This window comes from Mesorhizobium sp. BH1-1-5 (assembly GCF_020165615.1).
In the GTDB taxonomy this organism is placed as follows: domain Bacteria; phylum Pseudomonadota; class Alphaproteobacteria; order Rhizobiales; family Rhizobiaceae; genus Mesorhizobium.
Genome location: NZ_JAIUIM010000013.1, coordinates 163,038 through 178,041, shown reverse-complemented (window position 1 = coordinate 178,041; position 15,004 = coordinate 163,038). Strand labels below are relative to the sequence as shown.

At 63.5% G+C, this 15,004-nt stretch carries 14 protein-coding genes; 6 read left to right on the top strand and 8 right to left on the bottom strand.

All coding sequences use genetic code 11. From position 1 onward, the window contains the following. Positions 1–7: 7 nt before the first annotated feature. Positions 8–334: a hypothetical protein gene (locus LB572_RS19115; RefSeq protein ID WP_224668787.1), complete on the bottom strand. Its 327-nt coding sequence runs from the start codon at positions 332–334 to the stop codon at positions 8–10. 292 nt (positions 335–626) lie between these two features. On the opposite strand from LB572_RS19115, the gene LB572_RS19110 reads away from it, so the two are divergent. Beyond that, on the top strand, positions 627–839 hold the full coding sequence (locus LB572_RS19110) for a cold-shock protein (RefSeq protein ID WP_027168154.1): 213 nt from the start codon (positions 627–629) through the stop codon (positions 837–839). Between the two features lie 329 nt (positions 840–1,168). Next, positions 1,169–1,369 (top strand): hypothetical protein, encoded by a 201-nt coding sequence (locus LB572_RS19105; RefSeq protein ID WP_140803903.1) that lies wholly within the window; start codon positions 1,169–1,171, stop codon positions 1,367–1,369. Between the two features lie 296 nt (positions 1,370–1,665). On the opposite strand, the gene LB572_RS19100 is transcribed toward LB572_RS19105, so the two are convergent. The 3 genes from LB572_RS19100 to LB572_RS19090 form a co-directional block, all read right to left on the bottom strand. Next, positions 1,666–2,274, bottom strand: a complete 609-nt coding sequence (locus tag LB572_RS19100) for a glutathione S-transferase family protein (RefSeq protein WP_224668786.1) — start codon at positions 2,272–2,274, stop codon at positions 1,666–1,668. 118 nt (positions 2,275–2,392) lie between these two features. Beyond that, positions 2,393–3,253 carry an EAL domain-containing protein gene (locus LB572_RS19095; protein WP_224668785.1) on the bottom strand — a complete coding sequence of 287 codons (861 nt, stop codon included), beginning with the start codon at positions 3,251–3,253 and terminating at the stop codon, positions 2,393–2,395. After that, positions 3,250–4,152, bottom strand: coding sequence for an EAL domain-containing protein (locus tag LB572_RS19090; protein WP_224668784.1), 903 nt, complete (start codon positions 4,150–4,152; stop codon positions 3,250–3,252). The genes LB572_RS19095 and LB572_RS19090 overlap by 4 nt, the downstream gene beginning before the upstream one ends. Positions 4,153–4,371: 219 nt before the next feature. On the opposite strand from LB572_RS19090, the gene LB572_RS19085 reads away from it, so the two are divergent. Then, positions 4,372–5,574, top strand: coding sequence for a pyridoxal phosphate-dependent aminotransferase (locus LB572_RS19085; RefSeq protein WP_224668783.1), 1,203 nt, complete (start codon positions 4,372–4,374; stop codon positions 5,572–5,574). A 66-nt stretch (positions 5,575–5,640) separates the two neighbouring features. Here LB572_RS19085 and LB572_RS19080 read toward each other — a convergent pair whose 3' ends face one another. Continuing rightward, on the bottom strand, positions 5,641–7,158 hold the full coding sequence (locus LB572_RS19080; protein WP_224668782.1) for an MFS transporter: 1,518 nt from the start codon (positions 7,156–7,158) through the stop codon (positions 5,641–5,643). Between the two features lie 118 nt (positions 7,159–7,276). Beyond that, on the bottom strand, positions 7,277–7,672 hold the full coding sequence (locus LB572_RS19075) for a cupin domain-containing protein (protein ID WP_140803914.1): 396 nt from the start codon (positions 7,670–7,672) through the stop codon (positions 7,277–7,279). A 308-nt stretch (positions 7,673–7,980) separates the two neighbouring features. On the opposite strand from LB572_RS19075, the gene LB572_RS19070 reads away from it, so the two are divergent. From LB572_RS19070 to LB572_RS19060, 3 genes are all read left to right on the top strand, one after another. Continuing rightward, complete coding sequence (locus LB572_RS19070) at positions 7,981–9,510, top strand: putative bifunctional diguanylate cyclase/phosphodiesterase (protein ID WP_224668781.1); 1,530 nt, start codon at positions 7,981–7,983, stop codon at positions 9,508–9,510. Between the two features lie 224 nt (positions 9,511–9,734). Beyond that, positions 9,735–11,783, top strand: coding sequence for an elongation factor G (locus LB572_RS19065; RefSeq protein WP_140803918.1), 2,049 nt, complete (start codon positions 9,735–9,737; stop codon positions 11,781–11,783). Positions 11,784–12,525: 742 nt separating this feature from the next. Then, entirely contained in the window at positions 12,526–13,026 is a 501-nt protein-coding gene (locus LB572_RS19060; RefSeq protein WP_224668780.1) for a methyltransferase family protein, read from the top strand. Between the two features lie 17 nt (positions 13,027–13,043). Here the strand turns inward: LB572_RS19060 and LB572_RS19055 are convergent, their stop codons facing one another. Together LB572_RS19055 and trxB are read right to left on the bottom strand one after the other, a co-directional pair. Continuing rightward, positions 13,044–13,940 (bottom strand): LysR family transcriptional regulator, encoded by an 897-nt coding sequence (locus tag LB572_RS19055; RefSeq protein ID WP_040989587.1) that lies wholly within the window; start codon positions 13,938–13,940, stop codon positions 13,044–13,046. A gap of 72 nt (positions 13,941–14,012) precedes the next feature. Continuing rightward, a complete protein-coding gene (gene trxB / locus LB572_RS19050; RefSeq protein ID WP_140803922.1) occupies positions 14,013–14,987 on the bottom strand; it encodes a thioredoxin-disulfide reductase in 975 nt (324 codons plus the stop codon). Positions 14,988–15,004 lie beyond the last annotated feature (17 nt).

Sequence of the window (15,004 nt, the reverse complement as noted above, 5' to 3'; positions counted from 1 at the left end):
CTGCGTATCAGTCGTGCAGGAACCGGCGGCGGAAGCGCCGGTCGAAATCCGGACGCTTGCAGACATAGACCATGCAGGACCTGGTGTCGGCGCTCGGCACATAGGCCCGTGATCGCACCTCGCCCGCATTGCAGAAGCGCTCATCGCTCACATAGCGGTCGTAGAGCGGCAGACCTGGCACGCGCGTCGACTGGTAGCGCAGGATGACGGCGCCCTGTCTGGCGATCGTTGCCTGCACCCGGTCGCAGCTCATGCGTGTCGGATCGTAACGCGACACCGCCTGGGCTTCTGCGGCCAGCAGCAAGAAAGAAGCGGCAAGCACAATGGTCTTCATGGTTCCTCTCCCAAAGCAACCCAGGCGCTCTCGTACGGCAAGCATCTCATCCCTCCACAACGCGCGGCTGCTGTCAAAACTTCCATTGCCTTCGACGGGGACGACATGCCGTCGGCGCCTCAAGCGACCCGTCTTGTTTTCTCGCTCAAACTATCCTATATCCGCTCCATTGAATTTGGCCGATCGATCGGGCCGCGATCTTCGCGTTTGCTGACGTCTATCTCCAAAATTTCGATACCGCCGGCCGGACATTGGTCAGGTCAAACAAAAGCAAATGTGAAGGGCATTCTAAATGGCAACTGGTACGGTCAAGTGGTTCAACGCCACCAAGGGCTACGGCTTCATCCAGCCTGACAATGGCGGCGCGGACGTTTTCGTCCACATCTCCGCTGTCGAGCGCGCTGGCATGACGAGCCTGGCTGAAGGCCAGAAAATCAACTTCGAGATCGAGCAGGACCGCCGCACCGGCAAGTCCGCCGCTGGGTCTCTGAGCAAGGCAGCCTGATTTGGCTTAAGCATTTTGCAGCCAAGCGTAACCGCTTGGCGTAGCAGAGTGCAACTAAGTAAAGGCGCGCGCCGGACGAAGGTTCGGGGCACGCGGCAAGTCACGGATGTACTGACGGTCGCGCGAGAAGCGCGCCGGAGCGGAAAGACCCGACAAGCTGGAACAGCAGATAGCTGCCAGCCCGGACCGGACGCTCCCGATCAGGCTACCGACAGAGGAAGGCGGGCATTGCCCGCCTTTTTTGTTGCCTGATTTCCGGTAATTTGCCGCCAGGATCCAACAGTATCACTTGGCGATACTTTTGGCCCTGCGTGTGCTGCCATTGACCTATGACCAAGCTTGAACAGATCGAGAAATCCGTCGCCGAACTGAGCCCCGAAGAGCTGAAGGCCTTTGCCGCTTGGTTCGAGGCCCTGCAGGCTGATTTATGGGATAGACAAATCGAAGCCGATGCGAAGGCGGGCCGGCTGGACAAATTGGTGGCCGAAGCCCGCGCCGAAATAGCTGCCGGCAAGTTGCGCGACCTGTGAGGCATCGCGCTACAGCGAGCTTTGGAAAAAATATAACTCCTTGCCGAAGGCTGTTCGTCGCGCGGCCGACAAGAGCTTCACGTTAATGAAGACCAATCCCCGGCACCCGTCCCTGCATTTCAAAAAAGTGGGAGAGCTTTGGTCGGCGAGGATAGACGACAACTATCGGGCCTTGGCCCTCGAAAGCGGTGATGGCTTTGACTGGATCTGGATCGGCACCCATGCCGAATACGATCGACTTATCAAATGGCCCCTCGCGCTGTTGCTCCAGCGAAAGCGGCTAGCAGACGGCCAGATCATTCTTTCCACCCGATCGATACATGCCCCTTGTCGGCCTCGACCCGCTTCAGCCAGGCGGCGACGGCCGGATAAGCGTCGAGCTGGAAGCCGCCCATCCCAGCGGTGTGGGTGTAAGCGTATAGAGCGATGTCGGCGACGCTGTAGGAATTGCCCGCGAAGAATGCGTTCTGTTCCAGGTGTCTGTTCATCACGCCAAGCGCCTTGTTGCCGCGCTCCAAGGTCTGCGCCAAGCGTTCCGGCGTCGCGTCCTTCGCCCGTTCCGGGAAGGTCAGCAGCGCCTTGCGCACCGCGATATAGGGCTCATGGCTGTATTGCTCGAAGAACAGCCATTGGTACGCCAAGGCGCGTTCGTATTTCTCGGCCGGCAGGAAGCGCGTGCCTTCGGCGAGGTAGAGCAGGATGGCGTTGCTCTCGGCGATGCACCTGCCGTCGTCGAGCTCCAGCATCGGCACCATCGCGTTCGGATTCTTGGCGACGTAGTCGGGCCTGCGCGTCTCACCGGTGTGCGAGCTCACCTCTATGCGGTCGAAGGGGATGCCGAGCTTGGCCATCAACAGCCGCGGCTTGTAGCAATTGCCGCTGTCGGCCATGTCGTAAAGGATCATGCTCTTGCCCTCTCACGGTCTCCTGGGAACGCTCTAACGCGCACGGCTAGGTCCCATCCAGTGATTTGTTTTTGCGAAGAACCATCAGCGGCGCTGATGCGTTCCTGGAGGTCGGGCATCAGCGACGCTGATGCAGGGGCACGACCTTGTTGCCGGCGTCGAGCAGAGCGTCGACGGAAAGCGGGCCTTCCCTGAAGATCGTGCCGGCGGTCGCGGGGCGGGCGAGATGGAAACCTTGCAGCAGGTCGACGCCGCCCTCGAGCGCGACGCGCAGGTGCTGTGCGTTCTCGATGCCCTCGACCAGCACTTTGGCGCCGCGTTCGTGCAGCGTAGCCACCAATGGCCGGAAGAAACGCTCGGCGGCGGCATGGCGGCAGAGCTCGCCAAACCAGGCGCCATCGATCTTGACGATGTCGGGCGCAAGCAGATTGATGCGCGCCTCGGTCGAATGCCCCGTGCCGAAATCGTCGATGGCGATACGGATCCCGTCGCGCCGCATTTCGCGCACCAGGCTGGCAAGAACGCGGTCGTCGGCAGCCTGTTCGGTGATCTCGCAAACCAGCAGGCCGGGCTCGAGTTCGAAATCGCCGAGATGCCTGGTCATCAGCCGGATCTCGGCAAGCGCCCGTCCGAGGTGGTCGTTGACGTTCGGATTATAGTTGAAGAATAGCGTCAGTCCCTCGACGCCGATGTTACGGTAGTTGCCCAGATGCAGCATCCGGCACATCGTTTCGACAAATAGCCGGTCGGACGCGGGAACGCCGTCGAAGAATATCGACGGGGCCATAGGCTCCGCGATGCGCCGCGGCTCGATCAGCCCCTCGACGGCAACCGCCCTGAGTGCTTTGCCCTCCGGCGCGAAGATCGGCTGATAGGCGCTCCACAGCCGGAACTCGCCATAGACGCCGAACTGAAGGCCGATCTCGTCGACGAAGATCGCCTCGGCGACGTTGCGCCGCCTGTCCGGTTGTTGGCTCATGGCGCGACCTTGCGCCCGAACACTCTTGCCGGCCGCGGCTGCCGGATCGGTGCCGCCGGGCTTGCGGCGGCCTTTGGCTTGCTCGCTTCGGTCGCGGCCTGTGGCGCGACCTTGCTGAAAACGCGAAAGCTGGTGGGGGCAAGTTCCGGCCGGGCAAGCACATAGCCCTGCACCATCGAGGCGCCGGACCTCTCGGCAAGCTCCAGCTGCCAGCCTTCCTCGATACCTTCGAAGACGGTGCGGATGCCTTGGTTCTCGAAACTCTGCACCATCGCCGTCAGCAACGCGAAGCCGGCGCCGGACTCCATCAGGTGGGTGATCCAATGCGCATCGAATTTGACGATGTCGGGCTTGAGTTCCTTGATCCGGTTGATGTCGGAATCATCGGCGCCATAGTCGTCCACCGCGATGCGGAAGCCATTGGCCCTCAGCGCCTCGACGAAGCCGTAGAGCGTTTCCTGCGAAGCGGATTTCTGCTCGGTGACCTCGCAGACGATGCGGCGCGGATCGATGCCGACTTCGTGCAGCACCAGCCGCATGTCGCGCAACGCCTTGTCGGCGATGCTGCGATCGGTGAAGACCGACGGATCGAAATTGACGAAGATGGATGCCTCTTCCGGCAGGCAGGCGCCGGCGTTCAGGAGATGCAGCGTGCGCGTCAGCGCCTCGATATGCAGCCGGTCGGCCGCCGGGCAGGTACCGAAAAATGCCCCCGGCGACTGCGGCTCGCCGTCGCGAAACGGCCGGATCAGCCCCTCGAAAGCGGCGACCGAGAGCTTGCCCTCCTGGAAGGCGAAGATTGGCTGGAACGCGCTCTGCAGCGTATAGATGCCCCAGACACCCGTCGAGGTGCCGTCGTCATGACGGACGATGTGGGCAAGCCCGATGCTGCGCGACAAGGTCTCTCGCTCCGCGAATAGGCGCAATCCGATCTGCGATCCTGCCAGCAAAGGGTTTACCGGCCGTTGATGAATTTAGCGTTGCCGCTCACGCAGGCTGACTTTGGTCACGCCTCCTTGACCTCTGGCTCATCGCACAATGCTTGCGCTCCGCGCGATGATGCGACATGAGAGGCGCCGCGGCCGCTCCTGGCCGCCTTTCCTAGGAGACATTTTGTCATGGCCTTTCTCGCCGACGCCCTTTCCCGCGTTAAGCCTTCCGCGACCATCGCGGTGACGCAGAAAGCGCGCGAGCTGAAAAATGCCGGCCGTGACGTGATCGGCCTCGGCGCCGGCGAGCCGGACTTCGATACGCCCGACAACATCAAGAACGCGGCGATCGAGGCGATCCGCCGCGGCGAGACCAAATATCCGCCGGTTTCGGGCATCGTGCCGCTGCGCGAGGCGATCGCGAAGAAATTCAAGCGCGAGAACAATCTCGACTACCGGCCGGAGCAGACCATCGTCGGCACCGGCGGCAAGCAGATCCTGTTCAACGCCTTCATGGCGACGCTGAACCCCGGCGACGAGGTCGTCATCCCGCGCCCCTACTGGGTGAGCTATCCCGAGATGGTGGCGATCTGCGGCGGCACGTCGGTCTTCGCCGACACCTCGATCGACAACGGCTTCAAGCTGACGCCGCAAGTGCTGGAAAAGGCGATCACGCCGAAAACCAAATGGCTGCTGATGAACTCGCCGTCGAACCCGTCGGGCGCCGCCTACACGGAGGCCGAGCTGCGGGCGCTGGCCGATGTGCTGCTCAAGCATCCGCATGTCTGGACGCTGACCGACGACATGTATGAGCACCTGACCTATGGCGACTTCGTCTTCAAGACCATCGCCGAGGTCGAGCCGAACCTCTACGAGCGCACGCTGACCATGAACGGCGTGTCGAAAGCCTATGCCATGACCGGCTGGCGCATCGGCTATGCCGCCGGCCCGGTGCCGCTGATCAAGGCGATGGACATGATCCAGGGCCAGCAGACTTCCGGCGCCTGCACCATCGCGCAATGGGCTTCCGTCGAAGCGCTCAACGGGCCGCAGGATTTCATCGCGAAGAACAAGGCGATCTTCCAGGGCCGGCGCGACCTCGTGGTCTCGATGCTCAACCAGGCGCGCGGCATCTCCTGCCCCTCGCCTGAAGGCGCCTTCTACGTCTATCCGTCCTGCGCCCAGCTGATCGGCAAGAAGACGAAGGCGGGCAAGGTGATCGACAATGACGAAGCCTTCTGCTCCGAACTGCTGGAGGCGGAAGGCGTCGCGGTGGTGTTCGGCTCGGCCTTCGGCCTCGGACCGAACTTCCGCATCTCCTACGCCACGTCGGACGCGCTGCTCGAGGAAGCCTGCACGCGCATCCAGCGCTTCACCGCGTCGCTGACCTGATCGGCGCAAAGCCGCCGAACGAGAAAACCCGGCTGCGGCCGGGTTTTTATTGAGCGGCGTTCGATGTCATGCCTGCTGCTTGGCTTGCCTGGCCGATCGCGCCTCGGCCGGCGTGAGCACGGCAATCAGCAGGGCGGCGGTGAGGAACGCGCCGATCGCCGCGGTCAGCATCGCGGCGTGGAAGCCACCTGCATAAGCAACCGTGAAAAGCGCGTGCACGCCGCTCGCGCCCATCGCCGCGTCGGTGGTGAAATCATGCCGCGAGATGGCGGCACGGGCCACCGCTTCGGCATTGGCGACGCCGGCGTCGCCGAGATAGCCGGCGAGCAGATTGGCCGCCCGCATGCTCATCAGCGCGCCGAGCAGCGCGATGCCGATGGCAAGGCCGCTCTGGCGGGTGGCGTTGATCACCGCCGACACCATGCCCGAACGCTCGCGCGGCGCGTAGGACATGGCCGCGGCACTTCCCGTCGGGATCGCCAGCGAGTTGCCGAGGCCGTTGATCGCGAACAGCAGGCAGAGCATCGCGTAGGGCGTCGACCGCTCGGCCCAGCACATGCCGAGCATGGAAAGGCCGATCAGCGCATAGCCCGCCGTCATCAAAAGCGAATGGCCGTAGCGCGCGCTGAGCCTGCCGATCCACGGCGACACGATGATCTGGACGATGAAGGCCGGGGCCATGCGCAGGCCGGTCTGCGTCGGCGACCAGCCTTGCACCTGCTGCAGGAACATCGAGAAGAAGAAGACGCTGGTGTAGGAGGTGAAGCCGAGCGCGAACGAGGCGACATTGGCGACGGCAAAGCGCACGTCGCGGAACAGGCCGAGCGGGAGCATCGGCCGCGGCGTGCGCGCCTCGAAGCCAAGGAAGATCGCCAGGCCGGCGATGCCGACGACGAGCGCGGCGACGGTCCAGGGATCGCTCCAGCCGTTCTCGCCCGCGGAAATCAGGCCGAAGGTCAAGGCGCCGAGCCACAGGATGCTGAGCGCAAGGCCGACGAGATCGAGATGCGCATGTTCCGGATGCGCTGTCTCGCTGATGGAGACGGCGCCGAGCACGACCGTAACCAGGCCGAGCGGCAGGTTGATCAGGAAGATGCTCTGCCAGCCGACAGTCTGCACCAGGATGCCGCCCAGCACCGGGCCGACCAGCAGTGAGACGGCGGCGAACGAGGCCCAGCCGCCGATGACGCCGGCGCGCTCGCGGGGATCCGGAAAAGCCTGCGTCAGGATCGACAACGCGCCCGGGATGAGCAGCGAGCCTGCGATCCCTTGCACCACCCGGCCGGCAAGCAATGCCGTCAGGTTCGGCGCCACCGCGCAGATCAGCGAGCCGGCCACGAAGATGCCGACGCCCCAGAGCCAGGAACGCTTGCGGCCATAACGGTCGCCGATCAGCCCGGACGACAGCATGAAGGCTGAAAGGCAGAGCGTGTAAGCGTCGACCACCCATTGCAGCCCGCCAAAATCGGTCTGCAAGGCCTGCTGGATGGTCGGCAGGGCGACATTGACGATGCTGACATCGAGAAGCGCCACGAACGAGCCGAGATAAATGGCGGCAACGAGCGGCAATCGGCTTTTAGGCATTATGAATTCCAGATGCGTAACCGCCCGGAGGGCTGCATGGAGGGGCGATACGATTGAGTGCGGCAGACGCGACAGACCGGACTGTCGAGATGCTGGAAGTTGGCTTACAGCGTCCCGTTCAGCCGCCATATTGCTCGTCGGAAACCTGCTCCAGCCAGTCGGCGTGGACGCCGTCCAGCGCCTCCTGCATGGCGATATGGGTCATGGCGGTTTTCCCTCCGGCGCCATGCCAGTGTTTTTCGCCGGGTGCGAAGGAAATGACATCCCCTGCCCTGATCTCCTGCACAGCGCCGCCCCAGCTCTGCGCCAGACCGGCGCCGGCGGTGACATAGAGCGTCTGCCCGAGCGGATGCGTGTGCCAATGGGTGCGTGCGCCGGGCTCGAAGCTGACCAGCGTGGCTCTCAGACGCGCCGGCGTTTCCTTCTCGATGATCGGCGTCTGCAGCACCCGCCCGGTGAAATAGGTCTCCGGCGCGACGATCGTCGGCACACTGCCGCACGCAATGATCTTCATGGTTCAGATCCTCGAAAGCATTGTCGAACAAAGCGCCGCGCACGGCGTCTCGGGCCGCAGTTTCGCCCCGCAAGGAGGTCGTTGCAACCGCCTTCGAACTGTTGCTGGGCGACAGCCTCGATTCCGCGTTCGGGCATCGAGCGAATTGCAGCATTAGAGTGTCTAAGAACTGTCATAAATCGTTGCTTTTTAACCATAAAATCGCAACCACCACTCGGCCGCGAAAGAATGGAGCGGGACAGCAGCCAAGCTCAGCGTTTGTTAACGGCTGAGGTCCTAGCCATGTCGCGTGCTGTGGGGGCGCGGACATGAGTATCTTGGCGACAATCAAGGATCACAGCGGCCGTATCTATCGCGGCATCCAGGCCTTGCTCGTGGCGAGCATCGCCGCCACCGGGCTTGCCGCTTTCGCGTTGTCGGAGAACGCCTCCCGCGCCGGCGCGCTGGCGATGTCGGCGACATCGACCTCGATGGCGCTTCTGGTCTTGATGTATATGCGCTCGACCATCGTCCAGCGGCTGCAATCGGCGGCGGATGCCGAGGCCGAGAAGCATCGCTTTCTCACTGTCGATGCCATGACCGGCGCCATGACCCGGCGCTATTTCATCGAAGCGCTGGGCGACTGGCTGGGCGGCTTGCGCAACCGTCGCCAGGCAAGCCTGCTTCTGATCGACCTCGATCATTTCAAGCAGCTCAACGACACGTTCGGCCACCAGTTCGGCGATCTGGCGCTGGCCCATCTGGTTGCGGAAGCGCAGCGCATTTTCGAGGATGGCATCGTCGGACGGCTCGGCGGCGACGAGTTCGGCGTCATGGTTCCGCATGGCGACGTGGCTGTCATCAACAAGGACGCGCGCCGGCTGCTGGATGCCATGCGGGCCGGCAAAAGGCACGAAGGCAAGATCATTCCGCTGTCGATCTCGGTGGGCGTCGCGCTCGCGCCGCTGCATGCTTCGAATGCGAATGAATTGATGCTGCTGGCCGATCTCGCGCTCTACGAGAGCAAGGCGGGCGGCCGCGGCCGCATCACCGTTTTCGACGAGGAGATGCTGTCGGACAACCGCTATCGCCGGCTGGTGGAACGCGAGCTGCGCGCCGCGGTCTATCTCGGCGAGCTGGAATTGCACTACCAGCCGATCGTCGATCCCGACGGCTCGGTCAACGCGCTGGAGGGATTGATCCGCTGGCGCCATCCCGTGCGCGGTTTGATCTCGCCGGCGGAATTCATCCCGATCGCCGAGCGCTCGACGCTGATCGACATGATCGGCGAATGGGTCTTCAAGCGCGCCTGCGCTGATGTCGGGCATTTTCCCGGGCGGCGCATCTCGATCAACGTCTCCGGCGAGCAGCTGAAGCGCGACGAGATCGTGACGATGTGCGACCGGGTCCTGCGCGAAGCCGGCCGGTCCGCATCGCAATTCATCATCGAGATCACCGAGACAGTGGCGACGGCCGCGACGCCCGAGGTGCTGAGGCGCCTGGAGGCGCTGCGCGGTCTCGGCTTCCACATCGCCCTCGACGACTTCGGCACCGGCCATTGCGGCTTCAACTATCTGAAGTCGCTGCCCATCGACAGCGTCAAGATCGACCGCTCCTACATCCGCAGCCTCGCCCATGACCAGGTGGCGCAGATCTTCGTTTCGGCGCTTGCCCAGATCGCCCGCATCCAGGACATCGCCATCGTCGCGGAAGGCGTCGAAACGGCGGAGGAATTCGCCCTCGCCAGGACCGCCGGCTGCAGTCGCTTCCAGGGCTATTTCTTCGGCAAGCCGGCACCGCGCGACAAGGCAAGCGCGTTGTGCGTCGCCACTCGCGAACCGCTTGCCCTCACAGCCTGACAAACAGGAAATGCCGGCCTGACGAACCCAAGCCGGCGAACGTCCTATTTTTCTTGCCCTTCCAGCGAACCCGTGTGACGATGGCTTTGGGTAGGGGTGGATAAACCCCGCCCGCGACGGCCGAACAGGCCGGCCGCCGCTCTGCATAGGGTGCGATCGGACGCAAAACCGGTTTTCACTTTTGCTGATCGCTCTCTTGGGAAACGCCTGAGTGGAGGTCAGCCATGGGTACTCGCGCCGGAGGACGACGCACGGGACCGAAATGCATCGCCATAATCGGTCCCTTCGCAAGCGGTAAGACGACACTTCTCGAAGCAATCCTCGCCCGCACGGGCGCCATTCCCCGCCAGTCACCCGTTTCATCGGGCAACACCGTTTCCGACCATTCGCCAGAGGCCCGCGCCCACGCCATGAGCGTCGAGGCGACCTTCGCCACCACCGATTTCATGGGCGAGCAGATCACCTTCGTCGACTGCCCCGGTTCCATCGAATTCGCCTTCGAGGCCGAACCCGTGCTTGCCGCCTGCGACCTCGCGGTCGTCGTGGCCGAGGCCGACGAGAAGAAGATCCCGGCGCTTCAGCTGATCATGCGCAAGCTCGACGATCTCGCCATTCCGCGCATCCTGTTCCTCAACAAGGTAGACAAGGCGATCGCGGGCGTGCGCGAGACGCTGAAGATGCTGCAGCCCGCAAGTTCGGTGCCACTGCTGCTGCGCCAGATTCCGGTCCGCAAGGATGGCGTGGTCGTCGGCTCGATCGATCTGGCGCTGGAGCGCGCCTACATCTACCGCGAATATGCCGAAAGCCAGGTCGCCGAGATCGCAAACGACGACAAGGCGCGCGAGCTGGAGGCACGGTTCTCCATGCTGGAGACGCTCGCCGACCATGACGATCACCTGATGGAGCAGTTGCTGGAGGAGATCGAGCCGCCGAAGGATGCGATCTTCGACGATCTTTCGGCCGACCTGCGCGCCGGCGCGGTGACGCCGGTGCTGATCGGCACGGCCGAGAAGGGCAATGGCGTGCTGCGCCTGCTGAAGGCCATTCGCCACGACGCGCCCGATGTCGAGGCAACGAGGAAGCGTCTCGGCGCGCCGGACGGCCAGACGGTGGTGCAGGTGATGAAAACCGTCCACACCGCGCATGGCGGCAAGCTCTCGGTATCGCGCGTGCTGTCCGGCCAGTTGGCCGACGCGGCCGAGCTCTACCTTTCCAACGGCGATACCGCGAAGGTCTCCGGCATCTACAGGATGCTCGGCAAGGACCAGTCGAAGCTGACATCCGCCAAGGCGGGCGACACGGTTGCGCTCGGCAAGCTCGACAACGTCCAGACCGGCCAGACGCTAAGCTCGGCCAAGGGCGGCATCCGGCCATTGGCCACGCTTGAGCCGCCGCAGCCCGTCTTTGCCTTCGCGCTTCGCCCCAAGGAGCGCAAGGACGAGGTCAAGATGTCGGCGGCGATCCAACGGCTGGCCGAGGAAGATCCGTCGCTCAGCCTGCGTCACAACCAGGACTCCGCCGAAACCGTCCTGTCGGGCCACGGCGAGATGCATCTGCGCGTCGTGCGCGAGCGCCTCGAGGGCAAGAACCAGATTCCGATCGAAGGCCATGCCCCGGCGGTGCCTTACCGCGAGACGATCCGCAAATCGGCGCAACAACGCGGCCGCCATAAGAAGCAGTCGGGCGGCCACGGCCAGTTCGGCGACGTGGTGATCGAGATCAAGCCGTTGCCGCGCGGCTCCGGCTTCCAGTTCTCCGACACCATCACCGGCGGCGTGGTGCCGAAGACCTATATCCAGTCGGTCGAGACGGGCATCCGCGACTATCTCAAGACCGGCCCGCTCGGCTTCCCGGTGGTCGATGTCGCCGTCAACCTGTCGGACGGCTCCTACCATGCGGTCGATTCCTCCGACATGGCCTTCCAGATGGCGGCCAAGCTCGCCATGAAGGAAGGCATGGCGGCCTGTTCGCCGGTCCTGCTGGAGCCTGTCATGAAAGTCGAGATCGTCACGCCCTCCGACGCGACCTCGAAGATCATCGCGCTGATCCCGCAGCGCCGCGGCCAGATCCTCGGCTATGACGCGCGGCCCGACTGGCCGGGCTGGGACGTGGTCGAGGCGACCATGCCGCTGGCGGAAATCGGCGACCTGATCATCGAGCTGCGCTCGGCCACCGCCGGCGTCGCCAGCTACAAGGCCGCTTTCGACCACATGGCCGAACTCACCGGCCGGCTCGCCGACGAGGCGATGAACGCCAACGGCAAGGCTGCCTGATGCATGTCGCCCAAAAAGTGCCTAGCGGTTTTGGGCGGCATACATCGAAGCAGGGACTAAGGCGCATCGCGCTTTGAGATTTGCGGGCGAAATGAAAACGGCGTCCGGATGATCCGGACGCCGTTCCTATTGCGGACCGTTTTCCTGGGAGGCAACGGCTGGTCCGCCGCATCCGGAAAAATGGTTCGGACGCGGTGCTTGCCTGAGCCCGGTCTTCCGAGTGATGCCCCCATCTCCCGAACCGACCAACCGCGTCCTATGGTCTACTTAAACCATAGACTGCGTCTGCGACATGTTACCCGATGTTACATGTCACTGTTACGTGGTGGATCCAGTCGTTTTTTTCCCGGCCTGTAGGCACGCGGGCAACAAAAAAGCCGGATCAATAAAGATCCGGCTGAGTTTGATTGGAAGTGCCGATTAAGGCTAACCTCCAGAGGGGAACACTCGAGGGCGCTAATGGGAGGAGAACGCGCCCTGGAGATGTGACTATATATGTGCTCATCATGCCCAAGAAACAAGCATCTATTTTGCAACACACGCATGCAAAAAGACGCAGGCTGTGGTCCAACCTATTCCTGGAACCCATAGGACCAGAAAAATCGCCAATTCCGGTGCGTTTTCGACCCTAAAGCGACTGCTTAAATGCGAAATCGAGCCGATTTTGCTCGGAAATATGCGAGCCGGAGAAATGATGCCGATTTCGGCAAGCCGAGTTTATTTTTACGGCAGGAGACCGATGATGCGAACTTTTTCAGCAATCGCCGGCAGCGTGCTGTTCCTTGTCGCGGCGCCCGGCATTGTCGCCGGCCTGGCGCCGTGGCTGTTGACCGACCACTATCGCAAGCCCCTGTCGGCTCTGCCGGGCTTCGTGCCTGCGGGCGCGATCCTTGTGGTCGGGGCGGCTGCCATCCTGCTTCATGCCTTCGCCCGCTTTGCCCTTGAGGGCCTGGGCACGCCCGCTCCCGTGGCGCCGACCGAGAAACTGGTCGTAGGCGGCATCTACCGCCATGTGCGCAACCCTATGTATGTCGCGGTGCTGGCGATCATCCTTGGCCAGGTGCTGATCTTTTCGAGCTGGGCGGTGCTGGTCTACGGCCTCATCGCCGCGACCGTGATGATCTCCTTCGTCAAAGTCTACGAGGAGCCGACGCTCGCCAGCCGCTACGGCGCGGAATACGAAACCTACCGCCGCGCCGTCCCCGGATGGCTGCCGCGGCTGACGCCGTGGCGTGGGCAGTAGTTTCCCGGCCGGGCGTTTCAATAAGACCAGCTGCGCGCCTTGGCGATGATGAAATCGCGAAACACATGCAGCTTCGCCTGGTTCTTCATCGCGTCGGGATAGGCGAAATAGGTGTCGAAGGACGGCACCTCGGTCTCAGGCAGCAACTGGACCAGGTTCGTGTCCTTGCTGATGACGTAGTCGGGCAGCATGGCGATGCCGGCGCCGCCCTGCACCGCCCGCTTGATCGAAAGGATGTCGTTGATCTGCAGCGTCGGCACCCGTTGCGCGCCCTCGAAATCGCCGACCGTCTCCAGCCAGTTCAGCTCCGACAGATGCGAAGGCACCGGCACGCCGAAGGTGACGATGCGGTGGTTCCTGAGCTCGGCGATCGAGGCCGGCTTGCCGAACTTGGCGATATAGGACGGCGCCGCGTAGAGGTGGAAATGCACCGTGAACAGCCGGCGCTGGATCAGGTCCGGCTGTTGCGGCTGGCGCAGCCGGATGGCGCAGTCGGCCTGGCGCATGGTGAGGTCGAGCTCCTCATTGGCGAGGATCAGCTGCAGGCTGATCTCGGGATAGAGCTCGATGAACTCCTGCACCCGTTCGGTCAGCCAGCCGGCGCCGAGGCCCACTGTCGTCGTTACCCTGAGCACGCCTGACGGCCGGTCCTTGGTTTCGGTCAGCCGCGTCTTGATGGTTTCCAGCTTCATCAGCACGTCATGCGCCGTGCGGAACAGCATCTCGCCCTGCTCGGTCAACACCAGGCCGCGCGCATGGCGGTGGAACAGCGCGACGCCGACGTCATGCTCCAGCGCGCTGACCTGCCGCGAAATAGCCGATTGCGACAGGTGCAGAGTCTCGGCGGCATGGGTGAACGACCCAGCCTCCGCCGCTGCGTGAAATACGCGTAATTTGTCCCAGTCCAGCGCCATGATTCCCCTCGCGTTGCCTTTGGCGTCTGAATGAAAAATCAGGCTTTTAAACGGCCTTTCTCAGCCGATCTGTCATTCCGCCGCTTCGCGGTGAACCTCGATGCCCGCCAGATATTTTTCCGCCTCGAGCGCCGCCATGCAGCCAAGCCCCGCCGCCGTCACCGCCTGGCGGTAGACGTCGTCGGTGACATCGCCGGCGGCGAACACGCCGGGCACGTCGGTGCGGGTGGAATCGGGCGCCGTCCACAGATAGCCGTTCGGCTTCTGCTTCAGCTTGCCGGCGAAAAGCTCGACCGCCGGCGCATGACCGATCGCGACGAACACGCCGTCGACCGGCAGCTTCGATTCCTGGCCGGTCACGACGTTGCGCAGCGTCAGGCCTTCGACGGAAGGCGGCAGCGGCGCCTTGCCTGGGCGTCCGGTGATCTCGTCCACGACCGTGTCCCAGATCACGCGGACATTGTCCTTCTTGAGCAGCCGCTCGCGCAGGATGCGCTCGGCGCGGAAATCGCTGCGCCGGTGGATGACGGTGACGCTCTTGGCGAGGTTCGACAGATAGAGCGCTTCCTCGACCGCGGAATTGCCGCCGCCCACCACCGCGACATCCTTGCCGCGATAGAAGAAGCCGTCGCAGGTGGCGCAGGCCGAAACGCCGAAGCCCATGAAAGTCTGTTCCGACGGGATGCCCAGCCACTTGGCCTGCGCGCCGGTGGCGATGATCAGCGCATCCGCCGTGTAGACGGTGCCGGAATCGCCGGTGGCGCGGAACGGCCGCACATTGAGATCGACCTCGGTGATGATGTCGTTGACGATGTCGGTGCCGACATGCTCGGCCTGTGCCAGCATCTGGCTCATCAGCCACGGGCCCTGGATCGGATCGGCGAAGCCCGGATAGTTTTCGACATCGGTGGTGATCATCAATTGGCCGCCCTGCTGCAGGCCGGCGACCAGCATCGGCTTCAGCATGGCGCGGGCGGCATAGATCGCCGCCGTGTAGCCGGCCGGGCCGGAACCGATGATAAGAACGGGCGCATGTTTGGTGTTCATTGAAAAGTCCCCTGCGG